General features: G+C 49.0%; 4 protein-coding genes and 3 pseudogenes. 3 read left to right on the top strand and 4 right to left on the bottom strand.

Translation table 11 applies throughout. The features are described from left to right. Nucleotides 1-680: 680 nt before the first annotated feature. The gene (locus F7Q90_RS23790) at nt 681-1,277 is read left to right on the top strand and encodes a hypothetical protein (RefSeq protein ID WP_206536941.1); all 597 of its coding nucleotides are present in this window, start codon (nt 681-683) and stop codon (nt 1,275-1,277) included. A 680-nt stretch (nt 1,278-1,957) separates the two neighbouring features. Beyond that, a pseudogene (locus F7Q90_RS23780) lies at nt 1,958-2,767 on the top strand (YopT-type cysteine protease domain-containing protein). A 1,102-nt stretch (nt 2,768-3,869) separates the two neighbouring features. On the opposite strand, the pseudogene F7Q90_RS23770 reads toward F7Q90_RS23780, so the two are convergent. Next, nucleotides 3,870-4,643: pseudogene (locus F7Q90_RS23770) on the bottom strand (IS5 family transposase); the annotation flags it as partial. 8 nt (nt 4,644-4,651) lie between these two features. Between F7Q90_RS23770 and F7Q90_RS23765 the strand changes: the two are divergent. Beyond that, on the top strand, nt 4,652-5,350 hold the full coding sequence (locus F7Q90_RS23765) for an MFS transporter (RefSeq protein WP_006122235.1): 699 nt from the start codon (nt 4,652-4,654) through the stop codon (nt 5,348-5,350). Nucleotides 5,351-5,693: 343 nt separating this feature from the next. Here F7Q90_RS23765 and F7Q90_RS23760 read toward each other — a convergent pair whose 3' ends face one another. From F7Q90_RS23760 to F7Q90_RS23740, 3 genes and pseudogenes are all read right to left on the bottom strand, one after another. Further along, the gene (locus F7Q90_RS23760) at nt 5,694-6,137 is read right to left on the bottom strand and encodes a GNAT family N-acetyltransferase (RefSeq protein ID WP_237166169.1); all 444 of its coding nucleotides are present in this window, start codon (nt 6,135-6,137) and stop codon (nt 5,694-5,696) included. A gap of 1,177 nt (nt 6,138-7,314) precedes the next feature. Next, nucleotides 7,315-7,968, bottom strand: a pseudogene (gene repA, locus F7Q90_RS27685) (plasmid replication initiator RepA). A gap of 69 nt (nt 7,969-8,037) precedes the next feature. After that, nucleotides 8,038-8,172: transposase domain-containing protein (locus tag F7Q90_RS23740; protein ID WP_151161057.1), on the bottom strand; the 135-nt coding region annotated here is incomplete at its 5' end.

The following is an 8,172-nucleotide window of genomic DNA, read 5'->3' as shown; positions in this document are numbered from 1 at the left end:
AGGGGCTTTGTTGAATAATAGGTAATCATTCTGTTTTGTCTGCACTGTTTTGGTAGAAAACGCTGATGCCAGACAGAACACCGTCATACGCAAGCATGTAATGCATTGATTTTATGTTATCTGAAACAACCGTTTTCATAGTACCACAGCATAAAATCCATTTATTCAACAAAGCCTCTAAAGGGCTGCGCATCAACCCAGCATGTGATGATGGAGGCCCATGCCCGCCTGCAGATGACACCACCGATGATGCTTCCTGACTAACAAAAATTTGCAGTAGCGTTCCGTTTTAACGGTAGAAATCTATGAAAAACCGCCTTGTCTGGCGGTTTTTTTACGCCTTTTTCACTATTGTTTACCTGTGTGGGACCAACCAGAAGATCACGCCGGGCCGGCGTCAGTTCAATAAGGCTTCTGTTAACAGCTCGTGGTTGTCTGATTCTTATCGAATGTCTAAATAAACAATTCCCTTTAAACGCCATACTCATGGAACTAAATCGTCTTTTACCACACAAAACCAAATCGTTACCTGTTATTTATCATTTCTACAATTATCGAGATTTCAAATGGATAGAATAAATAGCTCTTCAGCAACATCATATTGGTTATATTCCACTGATTCATCTTCGAATATTCCCGCTACATCTTCGTCCAGTAGCTCATTAGGATTGCCGGAACGTGTGAGTGCATTAACAAGAGAAATTGCAGATAGAACCCAGCTATCCACTACAGGGTATCAAACCGCGATGGGGCGTATGAACAATTCACATAAACTGGATGGAGACGCGCTTATGACAATGAGAAGAGCAGAACAATATGTAAATGCGGCGAAAAGAACATATCCGACAGAAACGCTGAAGTCTCTTGCTTCACTACAACAATCATATATTTATAAAACTTCCGATGGAGAATTACGAGGTGCTATTGAAATGTCGTCGCAACAAATCTCAAAATGCATCGATAGATGTAGGGAAAATGGATTTTCAAATTGCGATGTGCAGGCGTTAGAAGTTGCTTTACATCTAAAATATCGGCTAGGTTTAGATAATTTCAAGATCGTCAGCAATAACAAATTAAGTCACAACTATGTTGTCATTGAACCTTGCAAAGATTTCCCCAGAGGGGCAATAGCAGATTCTTGGACAGGACAAGGTCTTTTAGAATTAAATTTAAAGACAAAACTTAAATTTAAACATCAAGAGCAAAATTTTCAGATAAATAAAAATATGCATAAATGGATTGAAGAGTACGGTCGTGGTTATGTTCTACCCGAGTAGCTAAATAAGTGCGGAATGATTCCGTTGCGTGCAGCCCGTGCAAACCGCTTCAGAGTGCGCGCGAGTCGCTCAGTGTAGTCGGTCAGTTATGGGTATTGCCAACTTTGCTTTTTTTTGCACCACGATCATCGGCACAAGCACCTGCTTGATGTCACCATAACGGCGCGAATGGTCGAGCGAGCGTCAATATCATGCCCGCTATGCCGGAGGCAACTGCTGAATGAGTGTTGCATTGGGTGGCAGACGCTTATGGGCTGCGCCGGCCGCTGAACGTGGGGGCGCAGATATTTCTTACATCGCACAATCTGTTCGCGCCAGTATTGATGGCCTTGGTCCCTGGGGGGGAAGGGGCACACAGTTAGATTGAGATCTTGGAAATAAAATCTCTCCCTGAGGCCACTAAAAGAGCAGCCCTTTTTTATCAGCCGTTATCTGAATGGGTAGATTAGCCAGATTACTAAGCTGGTTAACTTATGTGGAATGGAAAATCAACCTAAGGCCTGGTGAGATAGTAGAGCCTGGCAAGCAGCATCGTGCTGTGCTGTCTTGGCCTCCTGAGTTTGATAGCATCATATGTGACAAATCCAAGAGAAAAAGGCTGACCAACTTCAGAAACCTGCGGAACCGAACCGCTTATGAAGTCACTAATTTCTTATCTTTTTGAATAGGGCGTTGAAAATATGACAATCACGTCTAAGCATATCGGCAAACACCCAAGCCTCACCACAGTTCAGGCTGGGTCTTCGGCTTCGGTCGCGAATCAAATGCCTGATCCTGCACAGTTCAGTGATGGCCGATGGAAAAAGCTTCCGGCTCAATTATCGTCAATGACATTGGCGAGATTTGATCAAGATATTTGCACGAATAATCATGGCATCAGTCAGCGAGCAATGTGCTTTGGCCTTTCATTGAGCTGGATTAACATGATTCATGCCGGAAAAGATCACGCTACGCCCTACGCATCAGCAGAAAGAATGAGATTTCTGGGGTCCTTTGAGGGGGTAGTACACGCTCGTACCGTTCATAATTTCTATCGAAGTGAGCACAAATTTCTATTGGAACAAGCTTCTGCAAACCCCGGAGTATTCAGTGGTGCAATGGCGGGCACAGAAAGTTTATTACAAGCTGCTGAATTGAAAGGATTAAAGCTTAAACCTGTTCTGGAGGACAAGTCTAACTCAGGTTTACCTTTCTTAATTGCGTGTAAGCAATCCGGGCGGCAGGTGAGTACAGATGAAGCTGCGTTAAGCTCCTTATGTGATGCAATTTTAGAAAATAAAAAAGGGGTCATGGTAATATACAGCTAGGAAATGGCACACGCTTTGGGCTTTTCTGTATCAGCAGACAGTAAAAGAACAACCATATTTGATCCTAATCTCGGAGAGTTTCATACGCACTCGAAAGAATTGGCTGATACTATCGAAAATATATCATTGGTAGATGGGCTGCCTTTAATAGGCGTTCAAGTATTCGCTTCAAAAAGACACTAAATGTAAGACTCTCAAGTTTACCTTGCGGGTTCCATGGAATCTGAAGACCCAGCTCCGATTTTCATAATCGAGCATAAAACGTAGCAGTGAATACATAAAATGCGCTCTTAACTGCGGCAACATGGGCTCGCCGGAGTGCACCGACTCCCGGATACCGCTTTCCGTGCCCAGTTGAAACTCATCTTCGTTCATCCGGCCTGCCGCCGCGATGAAGCTGACACAGATCTACATACTCCAGTCTGTTGGCAGGCGCATCTCCGGATGCGCCTGCCGTAATATTTCCATCAGCGCGTCGTTTCTGACCTCGCTGTTGTCAGAAATTGAGGACGCAGAACCCAACATGGCGTGTCTGCATGAAAAATATGCCCATCGCTGACGCTATTAAAATGCTACTGTCGCTAAGGATCTCACGGTACCGGGCGATACGGTGACGGCAATGGGGATTAAAGATGCAGGCAGCATCACTGGGGTGGCTATCTAAGCATAAAGATGTCATAACTTAAAAGCAAATCAGATATGTGAGTAATACCGGAATCAGCTTAAGTAACTTCTGCGTGCCTTAGGGAGGCATTTTGGCACGCGGTATTCAGGCCAAATGCGATGCGGCATAACGAGTTAGATTACTGCCTGCTGCAACCCTTAAATATTGAAAAACGACTAATTTGCGTTAAATATCGACATCAAGGCGTGCCGCTAGGAACACCGTTTTTAGTAAAAATGAAAACGTCAGTACGATTACCTGCGAATTTAACACTCAATACCAGACCATTATCTGCCTAAAAGCGGCAATGAAAGATGTTGATGTTTGCTCCTGATTTGAGTTTCAGTGCATTTCTGCTATGTTCCAGAAGCGAAAAAAGGCTGGCAGACCGGAAGAGCTGCCAGCCGCAATTGACCATTACCACTTTATTATTAAATTCGAGTTATTTTCTCACTGAATGTAATCGTTCCGATTATAAGCATCTTTAACGCTTTTTTCTGTGTTAAACGTCAGCAGCAAGCTGCCGAGGCCAGCGCCCCGAAAACACTCCCTTTATGACGCCAGCGGGCTTTGTTGAATAAATCATACTCAGGGCGAAAGTCTCTGTAGCTGACAGGTTTTTCAGGCAATACGTATGCTTTCTGCCATTCCTGCCTTTGTCATTCTGTTCAGCGCCCGAACCATGGCCAGAGCCTCTGCCACCTGCCCGTCATAATCACGCAGCGTCAGTGAACCCCCGAACAGCTGTTTTATCCGATACATCGCCGTTTCCGCTATCGAGCGACGGTTGTAATCTGTTGTCCACTTCCACCGCGCATTGCTCCCGCTCAGACGCTGATTCGCCACGGCACGGTTGCGCTCTGCATACTCAACGGGCCAGTAGCCCGCCCCTTTTCGGGGAGGGATGAGCGCGCTTATATTCTTACGACGCAGTTCGTCATGACACAGACGCGTATCGTATGCGCCATCGGCCGCTGCTGCTCTGATTTTTCTGTGAGTCTGCCGGATAAGACCCGGGAAGACTTCTGAGTCCGTTACGTTGTTCAGTGACAAATCCGCACAGATGATTTCGTGTGTTTTACCATCAACAGCCACATGCAGTTTACGCCAGATACGGCGGCGCTCTTTGCCGTGCTTTTTAACTTTCCACTCACCTTCACCAAAGACCTTCAGCCCGGTAGAGTCAATCACCAGATGCGCGATTTCACCCCGGGTGGGCGTTTTGAAACTGACATTGACCGACTTCGCCCGTTTGCTGACGCTGCTGTAGTCCGGGCAGCGCAGTGGGAGTCCCATCAGGGAAAAAATGGAATCAATAAAGCCCTGTGCGGCTCGCAGGGTCAGCCGGAATACGCGTTTAATCATCAGGACAGTCGTGATGGCAAGGTCTGAATAGGTGGAATATGGCGTTAGCCATGCTGTTTATTGCACCGCTCCTTGCGCTGCTTTTATGGCTGCCCCAGTTAACGAAAAAGCATCAGCTGCCAGCAGCGGGTGAGAATAGAACGGCAATCGTCGCGGTCTGGCGCTCACCTCTGGCATGGCAGGTCACTCTGTTTATGGGCCTGAATGCGATGCCGTTTTATGTTGCGGTCGGCTGGCTGCCAGCCATTCTTACGGACAGTGGACTCTCCTCAGCTCAGGCTGGTGAGGTACACGGTATCCTTCAGCTGACCACCGCCATTCCCGGCCTGATTCTGGCCGCCACGCTGCGCCGTCTTAACGATCAGAAATTAGCTGCTGCTGGCGTCAGCCTGGTAACCGCTTTGTCCTATATCGGCATCCTGTATCTGCCGAATCTGGCGATGCTGTGGGCTGCGCTTCTCGGCTTCGGCTCAGGTGCCAGCATGATGCTGGGTCTGATCTTCATCGGGCTGCGTACTAAAAACGCCGGTGATGCTGCGGCGCTGTCAGGCATGGCACAGAGTGTCGGTTATCTTATGGCAGCGATGGGTCCACTGTTGCTGGGCAAAGTACAGGAGTTGTTCGGAGGCTGGACGGTACCATTACTGTTGACCGCAGCAATTGCTATCGCAGGTGCCTGCACCGGAATAGCCGCCGGAAGAAACGCTCACCTGGAGCCTGCACTGAAATTGGACTGAACGGGACTATACAGCAGGGCGGATGGTTTGTTCCTCTGCTGCGGATGATCTCCATTGAGATTCTGAAGCGTCTTACTGCTACCGGAGCCATCTTTTACTTTTCCCTGCGCCATCGCTGAAAAGTCCGGGGTTCCAGTTAGCATAAGCAGGCACGGTGGTAGTTGAGAAAATATTGATAAGGATTGAGTATAATCAACGGAACGGGTAGTTTGGATCTTGCGGCCAGTATGATTGAATCTCAGTCCGATGTCCTTATTGATTGCCGATTTCACAAAATCTCATTTTCAGTAAAATATGCCGGCATAGTTGATGCATCGCAACATCTCAAATGCGCAGTGAAGAGTCAGCGGGTATTTTTTTCTAGTATATCGGCATTTTTCCAGCTGATTCTGAACACTGGAGCATTATCTGACCAGGGCATGTCTGATACTGTATGCTCTGTGATAATCCCTCCCAGCTTCTGGTAAAAATGGATTGCCCTGACGTTATCCTCAAATACCCACAGGTAAAGCGGCGATTCAGAATCCTTTCTGCGTATCCATTCTGCTGTATGATGCAGCAATCTTTTTCCTGCTCCCTGGCCACGCAATTCAGAACTAACATGAAGGCTGTTGATGTAAGTACCCCATTGCGCGTTCTTATTTAGCATGACACAAATGAATCCCTGAATAATTCCCTTTTTCTCTGCGACAAAGACAGACACATCTGGGCTGCTTTGATTTAACAAATGCTGCCAGTGAGAAATGAGCTCGTCTTCCGCATGATTTTCGAGAAAGTCTAAAGACATCACATTCCTGTATGTATCTCGCCAGCTTGCTACGTGCAGTAGTGCAATTGCATTAGCATCACTACACTGAGCCTTTCTTAGAAGAATCATGCTTTTACCTTTTTCCGAAATCATTATGAGCAAAAATCTATCATAATCCAGAAATCTGATGGGGAAATCAGAGAAGAAAGAGCGACTAACTCACTATGACACCTCTTTATATGTCCGCCTCTGGCAAAAATTGGTCGTTTTTCCTGAAATGTCATAAGAATCAAAGACTGACTTGAGGTAATGAAGTCACCATCTTAAATGCCGCTTCAGCGGCATGAAGGCGCCAGCCGATGCCCGACATGGTGAACTGGCCTGTTGGCGCCGGTAGCCCGGCGAAGCCGGTTACAGCTTTATATATCGTGCCCTACCCTACCTTTTCCTGAACAGCGTTACGTGCTTTCAGCAATGAAGAAGTTTATGTAAACCCTTTTAACCCCGGTGAGCGGGCTTCACGGCGCTTGCGACGTGAAGGGCGTGATTTCCGGGGCCTTGGCGTCGGCAGCTTGCTGCTGACGCTTAGGGGGGTGTTCACTGTAAGCAGAAGCAACTCTACCCACAGCGACACAAAAGCCATTAGTTACAACACCCATTAATCAGCCACTCCTGTTCCGGCCCGAAGGGCCGGGCGGGGGCGGCTGGTCAGTGGGGGCGATGGGTTTTCAGGTCCGGCTCCGGTCCCTGCCTGGAGGGGCACTCAGAGTGCAGAACTGCGCCGGTGCTGTTTACAGTGAATGAATGTATGCTGTAACTAAAATGATGGGCTTTTGGGGCCCGCGTCAGCGGGAGCTACTTCTCGTTCTGAGCGGCGCGGACGCCTGCGGCCGCTGCGAGCGAAGGCCTTTTCCACTTATCCACAGTGTCGCGGGTGACAGAGACCATTCCGGGTTTATCCGGAAGACCTTAAAACAGTGTTTACGAATGTTTTGCAGATTATCTGATATCCGTTTGCTGCTTTCTGAGGTTATCCCTTTGCGGATTTCTGTGAATAAAAGGACGGCGACGGGGTTTTGCGCACGCTGCCGGCGCATGAACGACGTCGCGGCCGGCATGAAACGGGAATAATTGAGAAGACGTGGCCGGAGCCTGAAAAAAAACCACGGCAAAAGCCCCGGTTAAGGGGCATGGTCTGTATGTCAGGAGTTACGCGTCAGACGTGGGTGTCGTGTGCCTCAAACAGCTGCATCTGGAAGAGCTGCCGGATGGCCAGCTTCTCAAGACGCTCATCCGTGCAGTACAGCAGCTCGCCTGCGGGCAGCGTTTTACGCAGGTGTTTCATCACCTCAAACACCTGGACGTCACGCGGATGGCTGCTGAGCCGGTTGGCCCGCTTACGCATCGCCCCCTGCTGACGGCGGTATTTCAGCGACTCGATCCTCCTGCGGTCGTACCAGCGACGTCGGGCGGCCTGTGGCGAGATGTCTTCATCCTCCCGCATCAGCCCTTCCGCTATCATCTGCCGGCGTTCCTCGCTCCTGCGCAGCGCCTTTTCCTGCTCCTTTGCGAGTCTGTCCATATCCGCGCCCAGCATCCGGAAGCCGGCATCGGTTATCTAGACATACTTCGGCAGCCACTGCCCGGACGCGCGATCCCACATTTTTTCTTCCGACACCGCGAGTACGCCATACCGGACCTGTTCGCTAATCAGGCGAGACATGCGGCTCACCGTGACGGCCGTCTCCGGAATGACGTTGCCATGTTCGTCTTTCGGACTGACCTCGTGAGCCAGCCGCGACGTGCACATGCCGACAGAATGTTTGCCCTTGTCGCAGAAACTGATCAGAACCGGCCAGGTGGTATCCAGCAGCCGGGCTTTTTCCGGTTTGAAATGGTTTTTACGCCCGTAAGCGTCGCATTCAGACCGTATTGACGTTCAGGCAGAGGGAAGCTCGACCTTCCATGGCAGCAGATCGCGGACCCGGTTCACCGGCCAGTCCTGTATATGACCGATGACGTAACGCAACCACGTCTCGGGGTCAACGCCGTTAAGCCGGCAGGTGACGATCAG

Source organism: Pantoea stewartii subsp. stewartii, assembly GCF_008801695.1.
Classification (GTDB): Bacteria; Pseudomonadota; Gammaproteobacteria; order Enterobacterales; family Enterobacteriaceae; genus Pantoea; species Pantoea stewartii.
This window is presented reverse-complemented; position numbering and strand designations above follow the sequence as displayed.

Excerpts from the sequence above, each read along its gene's own strand:
- F7Q90_RS23760 (WP_237166169.1), bottom strand. The coding sequence starts at position 6,137 with ATGTCTTTAGACTTTCTCGAAAATCATGCGGAAGACGAGCTCATTTCT.
- F7Q90_RS23765 (WP_006122235.1), top strand. The coding sequence starts at position 4,652 with ATGGCGTTAGCCATGCTGTTTATTGCACCGCTCCTTGCGCTGCTTTTA.